Below are 20,366 nucleotides of genomic sequence, written 5' to 3'. Positions count from 1 at the left end.
CGCCTTCTGTTTTGACATTTGGCCCCGTCGCTTGCGGCGGGGCTTTTGTTTTGCGGCGCCCCGAGTTCGTCGGGCATCCCTTCTCCCATGGGGAGAAGGTGGCGCGCGAAGCGCGACGGATGAGGGGAAAGCGCCTGACGTGTATGTGGGGATAAACCCCTCACCCGACCCGGCTCCGCCGGGCCACCCTCTCCCAATGGGAAAAGGATTGCGCTCCCAGCGTCAGCCCTTGCGATAAAACTAACCCCGCAGATCCGGCGGCGTCGCTTCTTCCGCCAGCCGCTTCAACGCCTCCTCGAGCGAAAGCTGCGTCTGCGCCTGCGAGCCCAACCGGCGCATCGAGATCGTGCGCTCGGCCGCCTCTTTCTTGCCGGCGACGAGCAGCACGGGGACCTTCGCCAGCGAATGTTCGCGCACCTTGTAGGTGATCTTCTCGTTGCGCGCGTCGACCTCGACGACAAGCCCGAGCTTCCGCGCCGCGGCGGCGACCTCATAGGCGTAGTCGTCGGCGTCCTGCGTGATCGTGCAGACGACGATCTGCAGCGGCGACAGCCACAGCGGCAGATGTCCGGCGAAATGCTCAATCAGAATGCCGGTGAAGCGTTCGAGCGAGCCGAAGATCGCGCGATGGATCATCACCGGCGTCTTCTTCTCGCTGTCCGGGCCGATGTAATAGGCGCCGAAGCGCGACGGCAGGTTGAAGTCGACCTGCGTCGTGCCGCATTGCCACTCGCGGCCGATCGCATCGCGCAGCGTATATTCGAACTTGGGGCCGTAGAACGCGCCTTCGCCCGGATTGATGCCGGTCTTGATGCGTCCGCCCGAGCCCGCTTCGATGTCGCTCAAGACCCGCGTCATGATCGCCTCGGCCTCGTCCCAGGCCTCGTCGGAGCCAACGCGCTTTTCGGGACGCGTCGAGAGCTTCACGACGACTTCCTCGAAGCCGAAATCGGCGTAGGTCGAGAGAATGAGATCGTTGATCTTGAGGCACTCTTCGGCCATCTGCGCTTCGGTGCAGAAGACATGCGCGTCATCCTGCGTGAAGGCGCGCACGCGCAGCAGGCCATGCAGCGCACCGGACGGCTCGTAACGATGCACGACGCCGAACTCGGCCATGCGCAGCGGCAGATCGCGGTACGACTTCAGGCCGTGTTTGAAGATCTGGATATGGCCGGGACAATTCATCGGCTTGATGGCGTACAGCCGATCTTCGTCCGTCTGTTCGCGCGCGGGCGCTGAGACGAACATGTTCTCGCGAAACCACTCCCAATGGCCGGACGTCTCCCACAGCGACTTGTCGAGAAGCAGCGGCGCGTTGACTTCCTGGTAGTCGGCCTTCAGGCGACGGCGCATGTAGGAGATGACGTTCTGGAACAGCGCCCAGCCCTTCGGGTGCCAGAAGATCGCGCCGGGGCCTTCCTCCTGAAAATGGAAGAGGTCCATCTCGCGTCCCAAGCGGCGGTGATCGCGCCGCTCGGCTTCCTCCAGCCGGTGCAGATAGGCGTCGAGCTCCTCCTGCGTCGTCCAGGCCGTGCCGTAGATGCGAGATAGCATCGGCTTCGTCGAATCGCCGCGCCAATAAGCGCCTGCGACCTTCATCAGCTTGAAGGCCGTGCCGACCTTGCCGACGGAGGGCAGGTGCGGACCGCGACAGAGATCGAGCCACTGGCCCTGCTTATAGATCGAGAGCGGCTCATCGGACTTGATCGCGTCGATGAGTTCGCCCTTGAAAATCTCGCCCTTCGTCAGAAACCACTGCTTGGCGTCGTCGCGGCTCCAGACTTCGCGCGTGATCTTGGCGTCGCGCGCGACGATCTCGCGCATCTTCTTTTCGATCGCCGGCAGGTCTTCGAGCGTGAACGGCTCGGCGCGGAAGAAATCGTAATAGAAGCCGTTCTCGATGACCGGGCCGATCGTCACCTGCGTGCCGGGATAGAGTTCTTGCACCGCCTCCGCCAGCACGTGCGCGGCGTCGTGACGGATGAGCTCCAGCGCGCGCGGATCTTCGCGCGTGACGAACTCGATTCTAGCATCGCGCGCGACCGGGCTTGCGAGGTCGACGAGCGCGCCGTCGAGCGTCATGGCGACGCTGCGCTTGGCGAGAGAGGGAGAGATGCTCTTGGCGATGTCGACGCCCGAAACGCCGGGCTCGAACTGACGGGACGCCCCGTCGGGGAATGTAACCGCTACCATGTTTGCGCTCCTGTCGCGCTCAGTCGCCGATACGAGTCGACGTAAGTCGCTTTGGATGGACGGCGCTTTCATAACGCCGCCCGCGCGCGGGCGCAATCGTCCCGAAGTCGGCGGGGTTTTAACGGAAAAGACGTGGCGCCTCCGAAAGGATTCGAACCTCTCCCGAGAGACCGGATGATTGCCGGTAGCAAGTAAGGTTCAGCTCACCCTTCCGGATGACCTGGCGCGAGAAGGTTTCCAAGAAATCTGCGTGACCGGACTAGATCCCCTCAAGGCCAAGCGTTAGCGCTCGCCGCCTGATCGGACGCCAGGAGCCTTTGTTTATTCCAACATGATCCGCGTCGGGCGCCCGCCTGCCGCCTAAAACCAGCGTCCACGGCCGTACCAACCGCCGCCAAGGATGAGAAGAACAATAATAATGATGAGGAGCGTCTGGGTATCCATGATGTACATTCCCTTCAGTGCGATGGCTGCGGCTTTGGCTTGTTCACAAATGACCACGCCGAGATAGGCACAGCATATGGGGGATGCCGACAGACAAAAAAGAAGTGGGCGAATCCCTGACACCAATATGTCGCTGGATTCTTGCGGAGCAACCTAAGCCTTCAGCAACGCAAAGAATGCCGCTCATCGCGTTGCGAAGTTTTCCCGACAACAACTGCCCTGGAGACGCGCATAAACCGCGAGGCGCGTGGCGAGGAGTTCAAATTGCTGAGTAGCGCGGACAACGAAAGGTCTGCCGGGATAATTTTCAGGAGCGGTATCCACACGCGTTGAAGACTCGTCAGCAGCACCTGAGCGGTGCAGCTGCGCGGGTCCACTCACTGTAAACGGATCACTCAGGCCGGCATGACCAAGTGTATTGATTTCACTTCGCCAAACTTGGGCCATGGCACTTTAATGCCGGCTGCCTCCAGGAACATCTGCGCCACATAAAGAACGATGAACACCCCGACCAAAACGACGAGCACGTGAACAACTGTTCGAAATGGCTCTGCGAGAGGAATGACACGGAGCAAGGTCGTCGCGGCCCACCAAAAAACCCCGATGATGATGACGAGAAAGATGAGTCCTATCAATGTTTCGATCATTGTGGCGTCTCCACCAAGCCGACTTTGCCCAAACGGCAGCCGACCCTGCGGAAAATATGGACCTATCTACCGTTCAGACAAGGCCAGCGATGGCGGTGAGCCGTTGTCGAATCGATGTGGCCGGCAGCCAGACGCGCGGGAGTAATCGTTAAAATTGACTCAGACCGGCGCTCCCTTTGCCTTCAAGGCAGGCTTGGAAGGATGGCGACATGGAAGCGGAGCGTCTCGGTTTGTGTCGTGCATTGATCCAGTCAAGAGGATCCGAAGCGTAATTTTGACCCCGGTATGAGGCCTCCCGCATTTCGCTGTGACCGCGCGTTTTTGCATCCGTTCCACCGTCAAATCGTCCCACGCAGGCTGCGGCGCGCAAATGGACGTTCGGTGGTGATTTGCGCCATCGCGAGCGCTCAGGGCATCTTTCGCCGTCAACTTTTGGGCGACCCGCGCGGGGGAAGGGCTAGTAGCTCGTCAGCCTTTTTGGCTTGTGAGCTTTGATAGGATGGCGCGCCCGAAAGGATTCGAACCTCTGACCCCCAGATTCGTAGTCTGGTGCTCTATCCAGCTGAGCTACGGGCGCCTGTCTGGCCATAGCCCCTGTGCGTTAAACGGGCTATGGCGACGTGTCGGCTCGTTTACCGGCAAGCGACGCGAATGGCAATAGCGCATTTACTTTCGCCGCGCCGCGGCCTTGCGTCGACCGTGTAAGCATTTAGATAAAAGGCCCTAAGTGAGATTTCTAATGGAAACGTTCCTGTCGGATGGCGTCGAGATAGCCTATGTGGATTTCGAGCCTTTAACGGAAGATCGCGGCGAACCGATCGTCCTCGTGCATGGCTTCGCCTCGACCCATGCCGTGAACTGGCTGTTCACGCAATGGGTCAAGACGCTGACCGAAGACGGCCGCCGCGTCATTGTCTTCGACAACCGCGGCCATGGTCGCTCCGCAAAGCTGTACGATCCGGCGCAATATAGTCTCGACCTGATGGCCGCCGACATCGTGCATCTGCTCGACCATCTGTCGATCCCGCGCGCCGACGTCATGGGCTATTCGCTCGGCGGACGCATCGGCACGGTGCTGGCGCTGGCCGCGCCCGAGCGCGTGCGCTCCTTGATCCTCGGCGGCATCGGCGAAAATCTCATCGAGAACTCCGGCCTGCCGCGCGGCCTCGCCGAAGCCATGGAGATTGAGCGCATCGAGGACATTAACGATTCGACGCTGAAAATCTTCCGCGGCTTCGCCGAAGCCACCCGTAGCGACCTCGCCGCCCTCGCCGCCTGCGTGCGCGGCGCCCGCAAGTCCGTCGAGCCAGAGTTGCTCGCGCGCATCACCGCGCCGGTGCTGATCTGCGTCGGCACGCGCGATGACGTCGCCGGCGATCCGCTCCCGCTGGCCGAGTTCTTCCCCAACGCCCGCGTGGTCGATATTCCCGGCCGCGACCACAACCGGGCCGTCGGCGACAGGATCTACAAGCAGGCGGTGCTGGAGTTCCTTGACGCGCGGCCTTAACGCTCGCGGGCGGGCGCCCGTGCTATTGTCCGAGCGCTCCGCTATATTATTGCCTGACCAAGGAGGGGCGGATGGGCGCCGAAACGCGCGAATATGGCGCGAAAATCATCGACTTCGCCCAGAACGATCCGTTGTTCGCGCGGCTGCGCGCGGAGGCGGAGGACGTGCTGCGCCGCGAGCCGGAGCTCGGCGGCTTCCTGCATCCGGCGATCCTGTCGCAGAACGGCGTCTTGGGCGTCGTCGCGCATCGCGTGGCGCAGCGCCTCGACCGGCCGGAGGCCCCCTATATCGCCATCCGCCAGGCGTTCGAAGAATGCGCCGCGCGCGAGCCTGGACTGGTCGAGGCCTTCCGCGCCGACCTGCTCGCCGTGCTTGAGCGCGACCCCGCCTGCACAAGGCTGATCGAGCCGGCGCTATATTTCAAAGGTTTCCATGCGCTGCAGACCTACCGGCTGGCGCATTGGCTGTGGAAGAACGGCCGCAGCGACTTCGCCCTGATCCTGCAGAGCCTCTCGTCGCAGACCTTCCAGGTCGACATCCATCCCGCCGCGCTGATCGGCAAGAGCGTTTTCATCGATCACGCGACCGGCGTCGTCATCGGCGCGACGAGCGTCGTCGAAGATGAAGTGTCGATGCTGCATGGCGTGACGTTAGGGGGCACCGGCAAGGCGCGCGGCGATCGCCATCCCAAGGTTAGGCGCGGCGTGCTGATCGGCGCCGGCGCGAAGGTCCTCGGCAATATCGAAATCGGCCGCTGCGCCATGATTGCCGCGGGATCGGTCGTGCTCGACCCGGTGCCCGCCAACAAGACCGTCGCCGGCGTGCCGGCCAGAATCGTCGGCGACGCGCGCTGCGCCGAGCCGGCGCTTGCCATGGATCAGATGCTGGCCTATCTCGACGCCGGCATGTGAGGGGCGGGGTTGACCTTGAGCAGAATTCTACTGGGCTTTGCGCTCGTCGTTGTCGCGGCGTCGTTGCTGTCTCCACGCGCCGCGACAGCCGCCGGTTGGCATTATTACGACCCTGAGTGTCCGATTGATCTTGGCGGCAAGTCGATGAAATTCGTCGCCATGCAGCCCAAGAAGAACGTCGACCGGGAATGCATCGCGCTGCCCGACGTCGGCCCGAGCGTCATCGTGCTCGACGCCGCTGACGCTGAATTGCGCGACATGAACTGGGATATCCGCATCCTACGCGGCAAGGGGCCGAACGGCGACGCCGACCCCGAAGCCGACATCGTCGGCCGCCTGCCGGTGCAGAAATTTCGCAACGGCATGGTGAATTTCGACCAAAATTTTAAAGAGCCCGGCGCCTATGTGCTCTACGCCAAGCTGACGAGCGACGACGGCGCGAAGAGTTTTATCGGCAAGCACCCATTCTCGGTCGGCCTCGTCACCGAGGAGGAAATCTATCTCTATATCGCCTTCGCCGTTTTCGTCGCCGCCGCCGGCGGCGCCGCTTTTTATCTCTGGCGCCAGGGCAAGCTCGGATTCAAAATTCCGGATTTTTCGAAGACGGATTGAGCCCTTTCCTGGCGTGCCCCTGCCTCCCCCGCGCTTCGCGCAGGAGAGGGGGCAGATTGCGCGCGTTATGAAGATTCCTGAATCTTGCACGTAAACCGCGACGGCTTTCACCAGCTCGTCGATCTCCGCGCATGAACGGCTCATCCAACTACTCGGGACGTTTTCCCAACCGCGCCGAGAAATTATCATTTTCGCAAGTCATGGATTGATTTGCCGATAGCGTATCGGTAGAGAGCGGCATTGTGTCCACAGGAGTTGCCCCTAAAGGACAACTAGGTCACTACTTTATAAACCTACACGGCGCTGGCCAAATCATTCCGGGTCTCCACTCCGGAACGATTAGACGTCGCTTAAGCTGGCATCAAGACCGTCGCTTCAGAAATCAGGTGAACGCAGAAACGATCAACAATTTCTCGTTCGCTTTTTCAGGTTTAACCCGCATGTTTGAGGCCCGCGTGACAATTGCGCAACGTGATCACCGCAAAATTGTTGGCTATTTGCGCCGTCAGTTTGAAGCTGAAAGGCGCTATGAGTTCGAGGCTCAAAAAGCAGACACGACGTATGATGTCGATCCGTTTACGCGCGGCGCCTATCGTAGGATGCTGGAGCTGTACTGGACATTGTCACGAGTGCTTGCTCCGCCCCGCCGCAGGTCGCCCGCAGCCCAATGTATAGAGGAAGCCCCACGGCCGGCCCCGCAGCAACAGTTCCCGCTCATTACGATCGCGCCCGGGGACCAGCCATGCATATACGTCGATGTCACAGACACCAAATTTTTTGACAAAGTGACGGGCATTCAACGCGTTGTCAGCGAGACCGCTCATTACGTCACGGAACTGGGAAACGGCCAACCGGTCCAGATTCGCGGGGGACTTATACTAGCCGAAATAGACGGAGTGATGGGCAGGATCGAAGCGCGTCCTGGCGATATACTCCTGTTGCTAGACGCTGGCTGGAACAATGTGGACAATTATGCGCACGCCATCAGCTCCTTCAAAGAAAAAGGCGGCGCTGTCGTAGCTGGCGTTTATGATCTTTTTCCAGTCCTCTATCCGACGTTATACGGGCCCGAACTCGTGATCGCCTTTGAGACCTGGCTCAGCGACGTCGTCTCCCGGAGTGATGCGGTCGTTGCAATTTCTCGGTGTTCCGCGACGTGCTATGCCGAGTATGCGATGATGCGATATAAATGGTGCAGGAGCCAAAAAATCGGCTGGTGGCGGCTGGGCGCCAATCTATCGGCTGAACCCTCCAGAGAACCAGCCGCAGCCGCAATCGAAATCGCGACGCAAGGCCCATTTTTTCTCTGCGTCGGCACAGTCGAGACGCGCAAAGGCTATCCGGTCGCGATCGAGGCTTTCGAACGTCTTTGGGCCGACAACATAGACGTCAACCTTGTCATTGTTGGCAGACCCGGGTGGAACGCCCGGGCGTTTGAACAGCGCTTGCGGCAGCATGAGGAAAAGGGACGGCGTCTGTTCTGGCTAGACGACGCGAGTGATGCGGATTTGCGCCACCTTTACCGCGAGACGTGCGCGGCCGTGTTCACGACCTTCGCCGAAGGCTTTGGTTTGCCCTTGGTGGAGGCCGCACAATGCGGCGCCCCCATCATCGCCAGCGACATCCCCCAATTTCGTGAGCTTGGCGGCTCAGATGTGCGCTATTTCGATCTCCTCGATTCGGCGAGCCTCGCAGACGCCCTCATGCAAGCGCTCTCAGACGAGAAACGGCCGCCTCGCGTTGCGACTCTTACATGGCGAGAATCTACGATCGAATTGATCGGGCTGCTGCGCTCCGGCGCTTACCAGATGGACGTCTCTGAAATCTCGCGTGACGTAGCCACAGCCGGACTGGCGGCCGCCACGAAATGAGGCGCTGACTGGGACAGTCCATTATCCGCTCACATCCTCATCAGAGGAGTGGGCCAACGCAAATTGCCCTCACCCAAACCGATTGTTCCGCGGAAATCCTCTCGGCGGCAGTCGTCCCGCTTCGGCGCGATGGCCGATCCAGTCCTTGAGTTCCGCCTTGTCGATCGTGAAGACGCGGTTCGAGGCATCGGTCCATGTGAGGCCGTCCTTCAGCGCAAAGACCTTCGCGTCCGCGACGCCGCCGTCCTTGTAGCGCTGCATGCGCACGCCCTTGCCGCGCGCCATGCGCGGCGCTTCGCTCAAGGGAAACACCAGCAGCTTCCGGTTCTCGCCGATGATGGCGATATGATCGCCCTCCGCCTGCGTCACGATCTTCAATATAGAGGGCGGCTCGACATTGAGCGCCGCGCGCCCCTTGCGCGTCGACGATAAGAGATCGTCCTCGCTCACGACGAAGCCGCGTCCGTCATTGGTCACGAGCAGCAGCGCGGCGCCCGCGACATGCGGCAGAACGGCGACGACGTCGGCGCCTTCCTCGATCTCGGCGAAAAGCCGGATCGGCTCGCCATGTCCGCGCCCGCCCGGAAGTTTTGAAGCATCGAGCGTATAGGCCTTGCCGTTCGCAGCAAGCGCCAGGATTTTCGACGTCGTCTGCGCGAAGAATGACGCGCCGAGTTCATCGTCGCCCTTGAACTGCAGGCTCGAGAGATCCTGCACATGGCCCTTGAGCGCGCGGATCCAGCCCTTCTTCGACACCACGATCGTTACCGGCTCGCGTTCGATCATCGCCTCGGCGAGGTCGAGATCGATCGCCTCGGGCGCGTCCTCGAAACTCGTGCGCCGCTTGCCCTTCGGCGTCTGCGGGCCATAGGTTTTTTTGAGTTCGCGCACCTGCCAGGCGATGGTCTTCCACTGCTTGTCCTCATCGGCGAGCAGCGACTCGATCTCCTTGCGCTCAGTCGAGAGCTCGCCCAGCTCCTTCTTCAGCTCCATTTCTTCGAGCCGGCGCAGAGCGCGCAGCCGCGTGTCGAGGATGTATTCGACCTGCAGGTCGGTCAGCTTGAACGCCTTTTTCAATTCCCCCTTGGCGTCATCCTCTTCGCGGATGATGCGGATCACCTCATCGAGATTGAGGAAGACGATGACCATGCCTTCCAACTGCTCGATGCGCCGAACGATCGCGGCGAGGCGATGGCGCGAGCGGCGCTGCAGCACGGTCCGGCGATGGTCGAGCCATTGCCTTAAGGCCTCGTCGAGCGAAACGACGCGCGGCGTCACGCCGTCGACGAGCACATTCATGTTCATCGGAAAGCGCGTTTCGAGCTCGGAGAGCTTGAACAAAGTCTCCATCATCAGCGCCGGGTCGACCGTGCGCGCGCGCGGCTCGAAAACAATGCGCACGTCTTCCGCCGATTCATCGCGCACATCGGCGACAAGCGGCAGTTTGCGCTCAGAGATGAGTTCGGCGAGCCGTTCGATAAGGCGCGACTTCTGCACGCCGTAAGGGATTTCCGTGACGACGATGACCCATCCGCCGCGCGGCAGCTCCTCTTTCATCCAGCGCGCGCGCACACGAAACGAGCCGCGCCCGGTGCGATAGGTCTCGATGATCTCGTCGCGCTTGTCGACGACGATGCCGCCCGTTGGAAAATCCGGCCCCTGCACAAAGGTCAGCAGCTGTTCGGCGGTCGCCTTGCGGTGGGAGATGAGATAGAGCGCCGCGTCGCACAGCTCGGCGAGATTATGCGGCGGAATCGACGTCGCCATGCCGACGGCGATCCCCTGCGCGCCGTTGGCGAGGAGATTGGGCAGCGCCGACGGCAGCACCACCGGCTCCTTCTCCTCGCCGGAATAATTCGGGATGAAGTCGATCGCGTCTTCGTCGATGCCTTCAAGAAGAGAGCGCGCGACCGCCGTCATGCGCGCTTCGGTGTAGCGATAGGCGGCCGCCGAATCGCCGTCGACATTGCCGAAATTGCCCTGCCCGTCGACGAGCGGATAGCGCGAGGAGAAATCCTGCGCGAGGCGCACCAGCGCGTCATAGATCGCCTGATCGCCATGCGGGTGGAACGAGCCCATCACGTCGCCGACGATCTTTGCGCATTTCTTGAACGGCGCGCCGGGATCGAGGCGAAGAATATGCATCCCGTAAAGGATGCGGCGGTGCACGGGTTTGAGCCCGTCGCGGGCGTCGGGCAGCGCGCGGCCGGTGATGGTCGACAGCGCGTAACGCAGATAGCGCTCCTCGAGCGCCTCGCGCAGATCGACCGGCGCAATTACGCTAACATCGCTTGCGCTCTTGCCTTTTCCGCTTCCCCCGCCGCCTTTTTGCGCCATGTCAAAAACCCGATTCTGCCTTTGTGATCGGTACTATGGCCGCAGGAGCGTCGGCGCAAGCGAAGGATTTCGAGGCGGCTCTTTAACTCTGAAAGGGCGTCGTCGACGCATCGGCTGCGTTTTGTGCGGAATCGTAGCAAATAAGGTATTGCAGACGCCGCGTTTCGTCCTTTAGAAGGCTTGCGAAGCGATGGCGCGGATCGGCGCGGTCGAATTTTCGCCGGTTTTCCGCGGCTTTCAAAACATGGCGTCCATGAAGAAACTGTTTTCGTCGCTCATCGCCGCGCTGCTCGTAACATCCGCCTCGTTCGCCTTGGATAGATCGCAAATGACGGTCGCCGGCTCGACGGTCGCCGCGCGGGACCGCGCGGCTCAGGCGCGCGACGCTGACGAAGACATGCAGGCGCTCTGCCGCGAGGTGCTCGTCGACATCGATCAGGGCTACGGCGTCAGCAGCCATGAATCGCGTTATATTTGCGGCGACAAGCGCCGCTAGAACTGTTTTTTCCTCACGCCACGCGCAAAAGAGCGCCGACGTAAAGTTCGCGCGCCGCCGGCAGCGCGACGCCGCGCGGCTTGAGCACGTCGCGCGTCAGGAAATATCCGGTCAACCGGAACGCGGCGATGAGATCGGCCTGTTCCGCCACAATGCTCTCATGCTGAAGAAAGTCGGGATAGGGCAGGAGTTTGTCGCGCCACGGCGCGCCGGCGGCGCGGCTCACCGCGCGGCCGGATTTCGGCGACACATAGGCGAGATCGTCCCTCGCGCCGGTCAGCGCGCAGGCGTTGAGATCGAGGCCGAAGCCGAGCGCGCCGAGCAGCGCAAGCTCGAATCGCGCCAACATCGTCGCGGCGCCTTCGACGGCGCGAATGTCGCCGAACAGCGCCGCAATGGCGTCTGCCATTTCAAACAATTCCTCATGGGGGTCGCGCTCCGGCAGCAGGCGCAGCAGCGCGCAGAGCGAGACGACGCCATGGAGCGCCGCGGCGCGGTCGAGGAAATAGGCAGCGCGGGCGGCGAGCGGCTCGACCGTCAAGGCGCCGAGATGGTCCTCAAGACGCGCGCGCCACTGCGCCGCGACGAGATTGCCGGGCTGCAGAATCGGACGGAGCCGACGCGAGCGACCGCCGCGCACGAGACCAAGATGCCGGCCGTGTCCGCGCGTCATCACCTCGAGGATGACGGAAGTTTCGCCATGCCGACGCACGCCGAGAATGAGAGCGTCGTCGCGCCATTCCATATCAGGCTCACACTTCGGAAAGCTTCATATCCGGCCTGTAATCTAAGCCTTCGACATCCTTGATCAAAGCCTGGCCGCAAATCACCCGGTTTTGCGTCGGGTCGAAGGTGAGCGACGGCGATCCGTGGAGTCGCCAGCCGAGGCTCAACGCTTCCGTGACGCGATGGCAAAACGCCGCGTCGTCCGGCCCGGTGAGAAAACGATAGGCGGTCATCGCCTTGCGTTCGTTCGACATTCGATTCTCCAGCGCCGCGCGAATCACCCGACCTTGGCCGATATTATTTGCCCTTGGGAAAATCCAGGCGCATCTCGCGATAGCGCTCCGGGTCGTCGGCCCAATTTTCCCGGACCTTCACGAACAGGAAGAGATGCACCGGCTGTTCGGCGGCCTCGGCGATCTCCCGCCGCGCCGCCTGACCGATGGCCTTGATGGTGCGGCCGCCTTCGCCGATGACGATCTTCTTCTGGCTGTCGCGCGCGACAAAGATCGTCTGCTCGATGCGCGCCGAGCCGTCCTTCTGATTGGTCCAGGAGTCCGTCTCGACCGTCGACTGATAGGGCAATTCGTCGTGCAGCCGCTCGTAGATCTGCTCGCGGGTGATTTCCGCGGCGAGCAGCCGCAGCGGCGCGTCCGAAAGCTGATCCTCGGGATAGAGCCAGGGCGAGGGCCTCATGCGCTGCGCCAGCGCCTGGCGCAGATCGTAGACGCCGTCGCCTTTCAGCGCCGAGATCATGAACGTTTCGTCGAATTTCTCTCGCGCGTTCAGCGTTTGCGCCAGCGCCAGCAGCCTTTCGCGGGGGATGAGATCGATCTTGTTCAGGACGAGGAGCTTGGGCGCCTTGGCGTGCTGAAGCTGCGCCAGTATCGCGTCCACTTCTTCGTCGATCCCCTTGCGGGAGTCGATGAGCAGCGCGATCACGTCGGCGTCGGCGGCGCCCGAGAGCGCGCTCGCGACCATGGCGCGATCGAGCCGCCGCTTGGGCTTGAAGATGCCCGGCGTGTCGACAAGGATGATCTGCGCCGCGCCCTCGATGGCGATGCCGCGAACCAGCGCCCGCGTCGTCTGCGCCTTGCGCGACACGATCGAGACCTTGGCGCCGACGAGCTGATTCAGCAGCGTCGACTTGCCGGCGTTGGGCGCGCCGACCAGCGCCGCGAAGCCGCAGCGCGTGCCTTCCGGCGCCAATTCGTCGTCGCCGCTCATGTGTCGCCCTTTCCTTTGGCCGCGTCTTCGCGGGCCAGAAATGCCGCCGCAGCGGCCTGTTCCGCGACCCGTTTCGAGGCGCCCGATCCGGGCGCCGCCGCAAATCCCTGTACCTCCACGACGACCTCGAAGAAGGGCGCGTGGTCCGGTCCGCTGCGGGCGACGAGCCGGTAGCGGGGCGTGGCGAGGCCGCGCGCCTGAGCCCATTCCTGCAAGGCGGTCTTCGCGTCGCGCAAATCCTGGCCGCTCGCCGCCATACGGTCGCTGAACGCCTTGCGAACGATATGTTCGGCCGCAGCGGCGCCCCCGTCGAGAAAGGCTGCGCCGATGATCGCTTCGCAAATGTCGCCGAGCAAGGCGCGTTTGCCGCGTCCGCCGGTCTGGGCCTCGCCCTCGCCGAGCCGCATTGCTGCGCCAACGCCCCAGACTTCGGCCACCTCGGCGCAGGTCTCCTTGCGCACCAGCGCCGCGAGGCGGCGCGACAGCTCGCCTTCGCTTTCGTTCGGAAAGGCGTCATAGAGCATGTGCGCCACGGCGAGGCCGAGCACGCGGTCGCCCAAAAACTCCAGCCGTTCGTATGAATCGCGCCGGGCTGGCGAGGCGCTGACATGCGTCAGCGCTCGGCCGAGCAGCGCCGGATCGGCGAAGTCATGTCCGATACGCGCCTCGAGATCAGCGAGCCCCTTGTCGCGGCTGCGCGTCATGTCACGCCTGTGCGTCCGATCAATGAACGGGCCGGAACAGCCGGTCCCAACGCACGGACCACGGCCAGCGCCAGAAGGCGAGCGCCGATTCGTCCTTCCTGACCGAGAAGAAGATGATCTCGGCGCGGCCCACGAGATTGACGAAGGGCACAAAGCCGACGCCGCCGATCTCCGGCGCAATGCGCGAATCGGTAGAGTTGTCGCGATTATCACCCATCATGAAATAGTGGTCGGGCGGCACCACGAACAGCTCGGTGTTGTCGTTAATGCCGTGATCGCCCTCGATTTCGATGATCGTATGTTCGACCGCGGGATGATCGCCGTTGCCGGGGAGCGTTTCCTCATAGGTCGTCACGGGAACTTCGCGGCCTTCGCGGTTCTCCGTCACTTCCTTTTCGAGCGGGGTGCGGGGCACGATGACGCCGTTGATATAGAGCCGGCCATCGATGACCTGGATGCGGTCGCCGGGAAGCCCAATGACGCGCTTGATATAGTCGGTCTCATTGTCCCGCGGCAGCTTGAAGACGATGACGTCGCCGCGGTTGGGGGGCGAAGCCAGAATGCGGCCGGAGAAAATGTCGGGTCCGAACGGCATCGAGTAATTCGAATAGCCGTAGGCGTATTTCGACACGAAAACATAATCGCCGATCAGCAGCGTCGGGATCATCGAGCCCGAAGGAATATTGAACGGCTGAAAGAGCAGCGTGCGAATGACAAGCGCGATCGCCAGCGCCTGAAGGATGACCTTGATGGTTTCGAGAACCCCGCCCTCTTCGCGTTTTTCAGCCACCGGAACGTTCCTGCTCAAGCCGACTCACTCCTCATGCATTAGGGCGGCGTCGGCCCGCCCGGCCGCCCGGCTTAACACGCTAAAGCTTCCATGAGAACCTTCGCCCGAGCCAAAGAATAGTCCCGGGCCGGCGTCAAATGGATGACCGCCCGCCACCTTAGCGCGCTCAGCGAGCGCGTCTCCGCCCGATCGGGATTAAGGCTAACGCCGCGCCTGCGCTTGCGATCCGCCGCGCCGCGCCCTGGCCCTAGAAGGCCAGCGCCCGGCCCTGCTCCATCGCCTCACGCATCCGCCGGATCGCCTCCGGGAGCCCGACGAATATCGCCTCGCCGATGAGAAAATGGCCGATGTTGAGTTCGACGATCTGCGGCAAGGCGCTCACGCGGCGCGCCGTCTCATAATCGAGGCCGTGCCCGGCGTGAATTTCGAGGCCGAGGGCGGCGCCATAGGCGGCGGCTTCGGCGACCCGCGCGAATTCCGCCTCGGCCCGGCCCGTGTCGCCGACCTCGACGGCATGGCACCAGGCGCCCGTATGGAGCTCCACGACCGGCGCCTTGATGGAGACGGCCGCGTCAATCGCCTCTGCCGACGGCTCGATGAACAGCGACACGCGCACCCCTTCCCGCGTCAGCTGATCGACGTAAGGCAGCAGGTAGTCGTGCTGGCCGACGACGTCGAGACCGCCTTCCGTCGTGCGCTCGGTGCGCTTTTCCGGCACGAGACAGACGGCGTGCGGCGCCGTCGCGACGGCGATGTCGAGCATCTGCTCGGTCGCCGCCATTTCGAAATTGAGCGGCTTCGAAATCGCCGCCTTCAGCCGCGCCATGTCCGCGTCATTGATGTGACGGCGGTCTTCGCGCAGATGCGCGGTGACGCCGTCGGCGCCGGCCTCGATGGCGAGCAGCGCCGCGCGAACGGGGTCGGGCCGCGGCCCGCCGCGCGCGTTGCGGACGGTGGCGACATGATCGACGTTGACGCCGAGGCGGAGGGGTTTCGTGGTCATTGCGCTCTCATAGCGCGCGGGCGGACGGTTTGTCATTGGGCGCGCGGCCGGCGCGACGGCGCAAAGAGCAATTTCGGTCAGGAAGCCGGCCGTTGCGCTTGCTACGATGCAAACATGGAGACCAAGACAAGACGAAAGGAACCTGACTATGCGCGACGCATCAATCGCGTGCTGGATTACATCGACAAGCATCTCGACGAAGAACTTACCATCGACGTGCTGAGCGAAGTCGCGAACTTTTCAAAATTCCACTTCCATCGGCAATTTTCCCAGAACTGCGGGATTAGCCTCTCACGCTACATCCAATTCATGAGGCTTAAGAGAGCCTCTTATCGACTGGCGTTCAATCCGACCGCGCCGATCATCGACGTCGCTTTGGATTCGGGATTCGAGAATCCAGAATCTTTTTCCCGCGCCTTCAAAGCCGCGTTCGGCCAGACGCCCAGCGCGTTTCGCAAGACGCCGGACTGGGCGTCATGGAGCGCGCGATCTCGAATAAGCCTCCCACCCAGCGAAAGGACGAAAGACATGGACGTAAAGATCATCGACGTCGAACCGGTGTTGGTCGCGGCGCTCGAACATCGCGGCACGCCGGCGCGGCTCAACGAATCAGTGCAGCGTTTCATCGCCTGGCGAAAATCGTCCGGGCTTTCTCCGGTCAGCCAATGCGAGACCTACGGCGTGCCCTATAACGACCCCAACACGACGCCGCCCGAGGAGTTTCGCTTCGACATTTGCGGCTCGGTGACGGCGCCGGCGCCGGCCAACACTCAGGGCGTCGTCACAAAGACGATCCCGGGCGGCCGCTGCGCCATGACGATCCATGCCGGTTCTCGCGACCGGATCGACGAGAGCGTTTACGCGCTCTATCGTGATTGGCTGCCGGATTCAGGGGAAGAGCTGCGGGATTTCCCGGTCTATTTCCACTATCTGAACCTCGATCACGATACGCCCGAACACCGCCATCTGACCGAGATTTATCTGCCGCTGAAATAGCGGCCGGCGGCGGGCGGCGCGCTCGCCATTTGACGCGCGCGCCATAGGATGTGTTGCAGTTGTCAACACACATTGATATGATACCGAAATGACCGCTCGCTCCCGCCCATCCGCCGAAGTCAATATTCACCTGCGCGCCCGCGCTAGGGACAAGAAGTTGATTGATCAGGCGGCGGAGCTGGTGGGGTCGAACCGTTCGCAATTCATGATGGCCTCGGCGCTCAAAGAGGCCAAAAACATTCTGCTCGACCAGTCGACCATCTACGCCGACGCGAAGACTTTCAAAAAAATCATGGACTGGATGGATGCCGAAGCGACGTCCGACGAGGCGGCAGGCATGAAGCGCATCCTTCAATCCAAAGCCCCGTGGCAGAGTGACTGACGCAACGCCGTTATTCAGCCCGCCCGTTTTATTGACGCAAGCGCATGATGCGGCGTCGTTCGACTGTGGCGAACCCGTGCTCGATGATTGGCTTCGCAACCGCGCATGGGACAATATGCAATCCGCGGCCAGCCGCACCTATGTGATTTGCCCCGCTGGATCTGGCCGGATTATCGGCTATTTCGCCTTGAGCATGGGGCAAATCCTCGCGCAGGACGTCAAAGGCTCCATGCGCCGGAACATGCCGAGACAGATTCCGGCGGTGGCGCTCGGGCGTCTGGCGATCGATCGCGCGTGGCAGGGGAAGGGATTGGGGCGCGCGCTGCTAGCCGATGTGGTGCGGCGGTCGCTGCGGGCGGGGGCGGAGGTCTCGGCGCGGCTGGTGGTCGTCCATGCGATCTCGCCCGCCGCCGAAGCCTTTTACATGCATCACGGATTCACCCGCCTGCCAGGGGAGGCCCCGACTCTCGCCCTCGACCTGCTCAAGCTGCAAAAGCTGTCAAAGATGTAACGCTGCCGGCCCGTCAAGAAAGCCGCACCCCGTCTGATCGGCACGCTTTAACCGATGCAACGAAGAGCGTCGCTAGGTGCGGGCGAGGTCAGCACAGCCACATTTCACATTGTAGGCGGTGGCGCGGCGATCGACTCGCTTTCTTTCTAGGCTATAGCTCAACGTGGAGAAATGCGCTGACCGGAACAGCCCGTCGCGTCGCACTCCCAGATTTCGACACCCGGTGGGATAAGATGGCCGTAGTTGCGTAAATAATACTCAGCAAGCGACTGATTGCTCCGGACGCTCCGGAGCACCAGAAGTATTTTCCTGTACCGGTCGGGCGCGATATGAAAGTAAAGCATCGACTCATTCCAAACAGTAATTTTTGCGCTTGGAATATTGCCCCCCTGCGTCCAGTTGTGTGATTTGCACTCCACAACGACAGCTGGATCGCTCGATCCCAGATCGAACTTTCTGATTTTTTTCTTGGCAAAGCCTACTTCCACGCCAAAGTTGCTAATCAAATCGATGCCTTGGCGGGCAAAAAACAACTGCGCCGCTTGCTCGAACTCCCTTCCTGCATGCGCATTGCTGATGGAACCGACACGCTGAAAATTATTGACGTCCATTCTAATCTCCAACTACCCAATCATCCGCTCGACCTTGCTCACCAAAGCGCTCGCGCGCAGCCGCGTGACGATGCCGTTCAGATGTTTCAGATCGGCGACTTCGAGATCGAAGGTCATTTCGCGGAAATCCGGCGAATGCGCCTTGAAGCTGATGTTGTCGATATTGGCGCCGGTCTCACCGACGAGCGTCGCCAGCGCGCCGAGCGTGCCCGGCTCGTTGATCGCCGTCACGACGATGCGAACGGGAAATAGCGCCGAAGAGCCGGCTTCGATATCCCAGCGCACGTCGAGCCAGCGTTCGGGCTGGTCGTCGAAGGCGGTGAGCGAGGGCGACTGGATCGGGTAGATGGTGATGCCTTCGCCCGGCGTGAAAATGCCGACGATGCGGTCGCCCGGCACGGCGCCGCCGTCCGGCGCGAAACGCACCGGCGCGTCGCCGCGCAGCCCGCGAATCGGAATCGCGCCGCTGCCCTCTTTCGCGCCGGGCGCTTTGAAGACGACATTGGCGTTCGCCTTGACGCCGAACCAGCCCGGCTCCCCAGGACCGATGGCGGTGGGCGCGGCTTTGCGCTCTTCGCTGAAATCCGGATAGACCGCTTTGACGACGTCGCCCGAATAGATTTCGCCGCGGCCGACGGCGGCGAGCGCGTCCTCGACCGACGGCCGCGCGAGCCTGGTCAGCGCCGCCTTCAGTTTCTCTTCGCTCCAGACGCGGCCGGCCCGCTCGAAGGCGCGTTCGACGATCTGGCGGCCGAGCCCGGCATATTGCTGGCGGACGGCGTCGCGCGTCGCGCGTCGGATCGCGGCGCGCGCCTTGCCGGTCGCCACCGCCCCCTCCCAGGCGGCAGGGGGCACATGCCCTTCGGCGCGGATGATCTCGACCTCGTCGCCGTTTTTCAGCTGCGACAACACCGGGCCGACGCGTCCGTTGATCTTCGCGCCAACGGCTGAATCGCCGAGTTTCGTGTGCACGGCGTAGGCGAAATCGATCGGCGTCGCGCCGCGCGGCAGCGCGATCAATCCGCCCTTCGGCGTGAAGCAGAACACCTGATCTTGAAAGAGCTCGAGGCGCGTATGCTCGAGAAATTCCTCGGGATTGTCGCCATGCGCGAGGAGATCGAGCGTTTCCTGCAGCCAGCGGAAGGCGCGGCTTTCCTTGGCGAGCTGCTCGCGGCCATGCGCGCCGACCGCATCCTTGTAGAGCGCGTGCGCGGCGATGCCGAAGCGCGCGATCTCATGCATTTCGGCGGTGCGAATCTGAAGTTCGACGCGCTGGTGGCCAGGACCGATCACCGTCGTATGGATCGAACGATAGTCGTTCTGTTTCGGCGTCGAGATGTAATCCTTGAAGCGGCCGGGGACGTTGGGCCACTTCGTATGCACGACGCCGAGCGCGCGATAGCAATCCTCCACCGCCCCGACGATGATCCGAAAGCCGAAGATGTCGGACAACTGCTCGAAGGAGATCGACTTGCGCTCCATCTTGCGCCACACCGAAAAGGTCGTCTTCTGGCGTCCGGTGACCGCCGCGGTGATGCCGCGCGCCTCGAACTCCTTGGTGAGTTCGTCCTCGATGCGCTTGATGATGCGTCCGTTCTTCGCGCGCAGATCATGCAGTCGCTGCTCGATGGTCTGATGCGCTTCCGGCATCAAATGCCGAAAGGCGAGGCCCTCGAGCTCTTCGCGCAGCCGCTGCATGCCCATGCGGCCGGCGAGCGGCGCATAGATGTCGAGCGTCTCCTGAGCGATGCGCGCGCGCTTTTCCTGCGGGACGAAATGCAGCGTGCGCATGTTGTGCAGGCGGTCGGCGAGCTTGACGAGCAGCACGCGCACGTCTTCGGCGACGGCGAGCAGCAATTTGCGGAAATTCTCGCCCTGCCGCGCCTGTTTGGTGACCAGATCGAGCTTCTCGATCTTGGTCAGGCCCTCGACGAGTTTGCCGATCTGTTCGCCAAACAGCCGATCGATCTCTTCGCGCGTGGCGTCGGTGTCTTCGAGCGTATCGTGCAGAACGGCCGCCACGATCGTCGCGTCGTCGAGCTTCAGATCGGTGAGGATCGCCGCGACTTCGAGCGGGTGGGAAAAATAAGGGTCGCCGGAGGCGCGGGTTTGCGCCCCATGCGCCTTCATCGCGTACACATAAGCCCGGTTTAACAAATCCTCGTCGACGCGCGGGTTATACTTCCGCACGCGTTCGACAAGCTCGTACTGACGCATCATGCGCGTGGCGCCAAGGACCGGTTATGCGCCGACCCGGCCGCCGTCCATGCGCAAATTCCACGCAAAAGGCAAGCGAGCGGCGCCGGAGCGGCGAGTGTGTTGAGCGAGAATAGCGCACGCCGGCCGCCATGACCAACGGCGACGACGACCAACGGCGGCGATGCGAAGGCGCGGCTCTGGC

19 protein-coding genes and 1 tRNA gene are annotated in these 20,366 nt (G+C 62.4%); 8 read left to right on the top strand and 12 right to left on the bottom strand.

Annotation, left to right across the window (positions count from 1 at the left end; genetic code table 11):
* Positions 1–240: 240 nt before the first annotated feature.
* The 3 genes from thrS to IYW40_RS11925 form a co-directional block, all read right to left on the bottom strand.
* Positions 241–2,193 carry a threonine--tRNA ligase gene (thrS, locus tag IYW40_RS11935; RefSeq protein WP_196400621.1) on the bottom strand — a complete coding sequence of 651 codons (1,953 nt, stop codon included), beginning with the start codon at positions 2,191–2,193 and terminating at the stop codon, positions 241–243.
* Between the two features lie 839 nt (positions 2,194–3,032).
* Positions 3,033–3,284 (bottom strand): hypothetical protein, encoded by a 252-nt coding sequence (locus IYW40_RS11930; protein ID WP_175092966.1) that lies wholly within the window; start codon positions 3,282–3,284, stop codon positions 3,033–3,035.
* A 500-nt stretch (positions 3,285–3,784) separates the two neighbouring features.
* A tRNA-Arg gene (locus IYW40_RS11925) sits at positions 3,785–3,861 on the bottom strand.
* 162 nt (positions 3,862–4,023) lie between these two features.
* On the opposite strand from IYW40_RS11925, the gene IYW40_RS11920 reads away from it, so the two are divergent.
* The 4 genes from IYW40_RS11920 (at position 4,024) to IYW40_RS22265 (ending at position 8,185) form a co-directional block, all read left to right on the top strand.
* Positions 4,024–4,791 carry an alpha/beta hydrolase gene (locus tag IYW40_RS11920; RefSeq protein ID WP_196400620.1) on the top strand — a complete coding sequence of 256 codons (768 nt, stop codon included), beginning with the start codon at positions 4,024–4,026 and terminating at the stop codon, positions 4,789–4,791.
* Positions 4,792–4,862: 71 nt separating this feature from the next.
* A complete protein-coding gene (gene cysE / locus IYW40_RS11915; RefSeq protein ID WP_196400619.1) occupies positions 4,863–5,702 on the top strand; it encodes a serine O-acetyltransferase in 840 nt (279 codons plus the stop codon).
* A gap of 15 nt (positions 5,703–5,717) precedes the next feature.
* Positions 5,718–6,314, top strand: coding sequence for a hypothetical protein (locus tag IYW40_RS11910; protein WP_246720760.1), 597 nt, complete (start codon positions 5,718–5,720; stop codon positions 6,312–6,314).
* A gap of 386 nt (positions 6,315–6,700) precedes the next feature.
* Complete coding sequence (locus IYW40_RS22265) at positions 6,701–8,185, top strand: glycosyltransferase family 1 protein (protein WP_196400617.1); 1,485 nt, start codon at positions 6,701–6,703, stop codon at positions 8,183–8,185.
* Between the two features lie 69 nt (positions 8,186–8,254).
* Here the strand turns inward: IYW40_RS22265 and parC are convergent, their stop codons facing one another.
* Entirely contained in the window at positions 8,255–10,522 is a 2,268-nt protein-coding gene (parC, locus tag IYW40_RS11900; RefSeq protein WP_196400616.1) for a DNA topoisomerase IV subunit A, read from the bottom strand.
* 190 nt (positions 10,523–10,712) lie between these two features.
* Between parC and IYW40_RS11895 the strand changes: the two genes are divergently transcribed.
* Positions 10,713–11,018 (top strand): hypothetical protein, encoded by a 306-nt coding sequence (locus IYW40_RS11895; RefSeq protein WP_196400615.1) that lies wholly within the window; start codon positions 10,713–10,715, stop codon positions 11,016–11,018.
* Positions 11,019–11,031: 13 nt separating this feature from the next.
* Here IYW40_RS11895 and recO read toward each other — a convergent pair whose 3' ends face one another.
* From recO to IYW40_RS11865, 6 genes are all read right to left on the bottom strand, one after another.
* Positions 11,032–11,763: a DNA repair protein RecO gene (gene recO / locus IYW40_RS11890; RefSeq protein ID WP_196400614.1), complete on the bottom strand. Its 732-nt coding sequence runs from the start codon at positions 11,761–11,763 to the stop codon at positions 11,032–11,034.
* A gap of 7 nt (positions 11,764–11,770) precedes the next feature.
* Positions 11,771–11,977 (bottom strand): DUF1737 domain-containing protein, encoded by a 207-nt coding sequence (locus IYW40_RS11885; RefSeq protein WP_026223201.1) that lies wholly within the window; start codon positions 11,975–11,977, stop codon positions 11,771–11,773.
* A 64-nt stretch (positions 11,978–12,041) separates the two neighbouring features.
* Positions 12,042–12,968: a GTPase Era gene (gene era / locus IYW40_RS11880; protein ID WP_196400613.1), complete on the bottom strand. Its 927-nt coding sequence runs from the start codon at positions 12,966–12,968 to the stop codon at positions 12,042–12,044.
* Positions 12,965–13,672, bottom strand: a complete 708-nt coding sequence (gene rnc, locus IYW40_RS11875; RefSeq protein ID WP_196400612.1) for a ribonuclease III — start codon at positions 13,670–13,672, stop codon at positions 12,965–12,967. The genes era and rnc overlap by 4 nt, the downstream gene beginning before the upstream one ends.
* A 19-nt stretch (positions 13,673–13,691) precedes the next feature.
* On the bottom strand, positions 13,692–14,462 hold the full coding sequence (gene lepB / locus IYW40_RS11870) for a signal peptidase I (RefSeq protein ID WP_196400794.1): 771 nt from the start codon (positions 14,460–14,462) through the stop codon (positions 13,692–13,694).
* 247 nt (positions 14,463–14,709) lie between these two features.
* Entirely contained in the window at positions 14,710–15,465 is a 756-nt protein-coding gene (locus IYW40_RS11865; protein ID WP_196400611.1) for a pyridoxine 5'-phosphate synthase, read from the bottom strand.
* Positions 15,466–15,579: 114 nt separating this feature from the next.
* Here IYW40_RS11865 and IYW40_RS11860 point away from each other — a divergent pair, with 114 nt between their 5' ends.
* The 3 genes from IYW40_RS11860 to IYW40_RS11850 all read left to right on the top strand — a co-directional run bounded on the left by IYW40_RS11860 (position 15,580) and on the right by IYW40_RS11850 (position 17,354).
* Positions 15,580–16,461, top strand: a complete 882-nt coding sequence (locus IYW40_RS11860) for an AraC family transcriptional regulator (RefSeq protein WP_196400610.1) — start codon at positions 15,580–15,582, stop codon at positions 16,459–16,461.
* Positions 16,462–16,549: 88 nt separating this feature from the next.
* Positions 16,550–16,843, top strand: coding sequence for a DUF1778 domain-containing protein (locus tag IYW40_RS11855; protein ID WP_196400609.1), 294 nt, complete (start codon positions 16,550–16,552; stop codon positions 16,841–16,843).
* Positions 16,844–16,874: 31 nt separating this feature from the next.
* Positions 16,875–17,354: a GNAT family N-acetyltransferase gene (locus IYW40_RS11850; protein WP_210327260.1), complete on the top strand. Its 480-nt coding sequence runs from the start codon at positions 16,875–16,877 to the stop codon at positions 17,352–17,354.
* A 158-nt stretch (positions 17,355–17,512) separates the two neighbouring features.
* Here IYW40_RS11850 and IYW40_RS11845 read toward each other — a convergent pair whose 3' ends face one another.
* Both IYW40_RS11845 and IYW40_RS11840 read right to left on the bottom strand, forming a co-directional pair.
* On the bottom strand, positions 17,513–17,965 hold the full coding sequence (locus tag IYW40_RS11845; protein WP_196400607.1) for a hypothetical protein: 453 nt from the start codon (positions 17,963–17,965) through the stop codon (positions 17,513–17,515).
* A gap of 12 nt (positions 17,966–17,977) precedes the next feature.
* Positions 17,978–20,185, bottom strand: coding sequence for a bifunctional (p)ppGpp synthetase/guanosine-3',5'-bis(diphosphate) 3'-pyrophosphohydrolase (locus IYW40_RS11840; protein ID WP_196400606.1), 2,208 nt, complete (start codon positions 20,183–20,185; stop codon positions 17,978–17,980).
* Positions 20,186–20,366 lie beyond the last annotated feature (181 nt).

The sequence above is a fragment of the Methylocystis sp. H4A genome (assembly GCF_015709545.1).
GTDB classification, from domain to species: Bacteria; Pseudomonadota; Alphaproteobacteria; order Rhizobiales; family Beijerinckiaceae; genus Methylocystis; species Methylocystis silviterrae.
Note: the sequence above shows the minus strand (reverse complement) of the source record. Positions and strands in the feature narration are given on the sequence as shown.

Coding starts and splice junctions, on each gene's coding strand:
- IYW40_RS11860 (WP_196400610.1), top strand. CDS start 15,580: ATGGAGACCAAGACAAGACGAAAGGAACCTGACTATGCGCGACGCATC.
- IYW40_RS11845 (WP_196400607.1), bottom strand. CDS start 17,965: ATGGACGTCAATAATTTTCAGCGTGTCGGTTCCATCAGCAATGCGCAT.
- IYW40_RS11855 (WP_196400609.1), top strand. CDS start 16,550: ATGACCGCTCGCTCCCGCCCATCCGCCGAAGTCAATATTCACCTGCGC.
- parC (WP_196400616.1), bottom strand. CDS start 10,522: ATGGCGCAAAAAGGCGGCGGGGGAAGCGGAAAAGGCAAGAGCGCAAGC.
- IYW40_RS11840 (WP_196400606.1), bottom strand. CDS start 20,185: ATGATGCGTCAGTACGAGCTTGTCGAACGCGTGCGGAAGTATAACCCG.
- IYW40_RS11895 (WP_196400615.1), top strand. CDS start 10,713: ATGGCGCGGATCGGCGCGGTCGAATTTTCGCCGGTTTTCCGCGGCTTT.
- IYW40_RS11930 (WP_175092966.1), bottom strand. CDS start 3,284: ATGATCGAAACATTGATAGGACTCATCTTTCTCGTCATCATCATCGGG.
- rnc (WP_196400612.1), bottom strand. CDS start 13,672: ATGACGCGCAGCCGCGACAAGGGGCTCGCTGATCTCGAGGCGCGTATC.
- IYW40_RS11885 (WP_026223201.1), bottom strand. CDS start 11,977: ATGACCGCCTATCGTTTTCTCACCGGGCCGGACGACGCGGCGTTTTGC.
- IYW40_RS11865 (WP_196400611.1), bottom strand. CDS start 15,465: ATGACCACGAAACCCCTCCGCCTCGGCGTCAACGTCGATCATGTCGCC.
- recO (WP_196400614.1), bottom strand. CDS start 11,763: ATGGAATGGCGCGACGACGCTCTCATTCTCGGCGTGCGTCGGCATGGC.
- era (WP_196400613.1), bottom strand. CDS start 12,968: ATGAGCGGCGACGACGAATTGGCGCCGGAAGGCACGCGCTGCGGCTTC.
- cysE (WP_196400619.1), top strand. CDS start 4,863: ATGGGCGCCGAAACGCGCGAATATGGCGCGAAAATCATCGACTTCGCC.
- thrS (WP_196400621.1), bottom strand. CDS start 2,193: ATGGTAGCGGTTACATTCCCCGACGGGGCGTCCCGTCAGTTCGAGCCC.
- IYW40_RS11920 (WP_196400620.1), top strand. CDS start 4,024: ATGGAAACGTTCCTGTCGGATGGCGTCGAGATAGCCTATGTGGATTTC.